Raw genomic sequence first — 1,992 nt, 5'->3', positions numbered from 1 at the left:
CCAACGGTGTAAAGATGATCCATTAGCAACGGTTCAAAACTGATCCACCTGAGGCAAGATAGCTGCCTTTTTCATCAGGATAAGGCGGCTGAAAATGCTAACTCAGGAGCAACTAGTGGATATACATGTTTTATACCGACAAGGAATGACCCAACGCGAGATAGCGCGTCGCCTCGGCATTTCCCGTAACACCGTAAAAAACTATCTGAGCAGACCAGCAGTTACGCCAAGTTATGCAAAGCGTGAGGCCAGTCCGACGAAGCTACAGCCCTATGAGACATACCTAAAAGCGCGGATCAAAGCTGCTGAGCCGAACTGGATACCGGCAACCGTTCTCTACCGTGAGATAGAAGCCCAGGGATATAGCGGTGGTATGACCCAGTTACGCCAATTTGTCGCATCGTTTAAAAAACCAGCACCAAACGATCCGGTCGTCAGGTTTGAGACACAACCCGGCGAGCAACTGCAGGTTGATTTCACTAATATCAACCGGAACCGACAACGATTTAAAGGATTTGTGGCAACACTGTCGTATAGCAGAGCGACGTTTGTTCATTTTTCAACGCACGAACGTCAGGAAGACTGGTTATATGGTCTTGAGGAAGCATTTAATTTCTTCGGTGGAGTGACGCAGCATGTGCTGTTCGATAATGCGAAGACAATTATGATTGAGCGCGATGCCTACGGGATGGGACATCATCGCTGGAACAGTAGTCTGCTTGATCTTGCCAATCACTATGGTTTTCAGCCCCGAGCCTGCCGCCCTTACCGCGCCAGAACCAAGGGCAAGGTGGAGCGCTTCAATTCGTACTTGAAGAGCAGTTTTATCACCCCATTGGCCGCGAGTATGAAGCAGCATGGACTCCGTTTTGATGTCTCTGTGGCCAACGCGCATATCGGTGCCTGGCTTGAACATGTTGCGCATCAGCGACTGCATGGTACCACTGGCGAGAAGCCACAGGTATTGCTTGATAAAGAGCGCTTTGACTTACAGGCTTTGCCAATCAGAGAGGCGTTTCGGCATTTGCCTGACAGTATCAGTCGGCCAACTCCGATTGAGAGTCTGCAGCATCCATTGAGTGTTTACGACAGTTTGTTGGAGGGCCAGCAATGAACCTTCAACAAGAACGGATACAGGTTGCCTGTGACACACTCAAACTTGGCACAGTCAGCAATGAATGGCCGGCATTGGCGGACACACTCATTGCGAAAGAAGGCACCTTTGCTGATTTTCTGGAGCAACTGCTAAACCTTGAGCTTCAGGCCAGGGCCCGACGGACGCAGGAGACGTTACTGAAGTTTGCCGGTTTTCCGGCGCTAAAATCATTTGAAGACTTTGACTTTAAGTTTGCCAGTGGTGCGCCGAGGCAACAGTTAAAAGAACTCACCGGACTCGCCTTTATTGAGCGCGCTGAAAATGTGATTTTACTTGGGCCCAGTGGTGTGGGTAAAAGCCACCTGGCGATTAGCCTTGGTTATATGGCCGTACTGCGCAGTATAAAAACCCGCTTCATTACCGCAGCGGATTTGATGCTGCAACTGGCAACCGCTAAAAGCCAAGGGCGATTGGAGCAGTATTTAAAGCGCAGTGTGCTGGCACCCAAACTGCTCATTATTGATGAAATAGGTTACCTGCCATTTGGACGGGAGGAAGCGAATTTATTCTTCAATGTGATTGCCAAGCGGTATGAGCATGGCAGCGTTATTGTCACCAGCAATTTGCCGTTTTCGCAGTGGTCCAGTGCCTTTGCTGACGATACAACGCTTACCGCAGCGTTACTGGACAGGCTTTTACACCATTCAAATATTGTACAAATCAGTGGAGAGAGCTACCGACTGAAGGGAAAAAAGGCAGCTGGGGTGCTCCCTGCGATTAAAACCGGTAATGAGGTACTAAAAACGACATAAATGACGACTTTGGCTCACTTAAGGCCGCTGTTTTACGAGATTTTGACCATAACAGTGGATCACTTTTAAGCCGTTGGTTTTTTT

The 1,992-nt window shown here is 48.9% G+C and carries 2 protein-coding genes; both read left to right on the top strand.

Going from position 1 to position 1,992, the window contains the following annotated elements; translation table 11 throughout:
* The first annotated feature begins 94 nt into the window (after positions 1 to 94).
* Positions 95 to 1,114, top strand: a complete 1,020-nt coding sequence (gene istA / locus LGT40_RS00530) for an IS21 family transposase (RefSeq protein WP_226069671.1) — start codon at positions 95 to 97, stop codon at positions 1,112 to 1,114.
* Entirely contained in the window at positions 1,111 to 1,908 is a 798-nt protein-coding gene (gene istB / locus LGT40_RS00525) for an IS21-like element helper ATPase IstB (RefSeq protein ID WP_226069672.1), read from the top strand. The genes istA and istB overlap by 4 nt, the downstream gene beginning before the upstream one ends.
* Positions 1,909 to 1,992: the final 84 nt, after the last annotated feature.

It is taken from the genome of Methylophaga pinxianii (assembly GCF_020447225.1).
Taxonomy (GTDB): Bacteria; Pseudomonadota; Gammaproteobacteria; order Nitrosococcales; family Methylophagaceae; genus Methylophaga; species Methylophaga pinxianii.
This window is presented reverse-complemented; position numbering and strand designations above follow the sequence as displayed.

Coding starts and splice junctions, on each gene's coding strand:
- istB (WP_226069672.1), top strand. CDS start 1,111: ATGAACCTTCAACAAGAACGGATACAGGTTGCCTGTGACACACTCAAA.
- istA (WP_226069671.1), top strand. CDS start 95: ATGCTAACTCAGGAGCAACTAGTGGATATACATGTTTTATACCGACAA.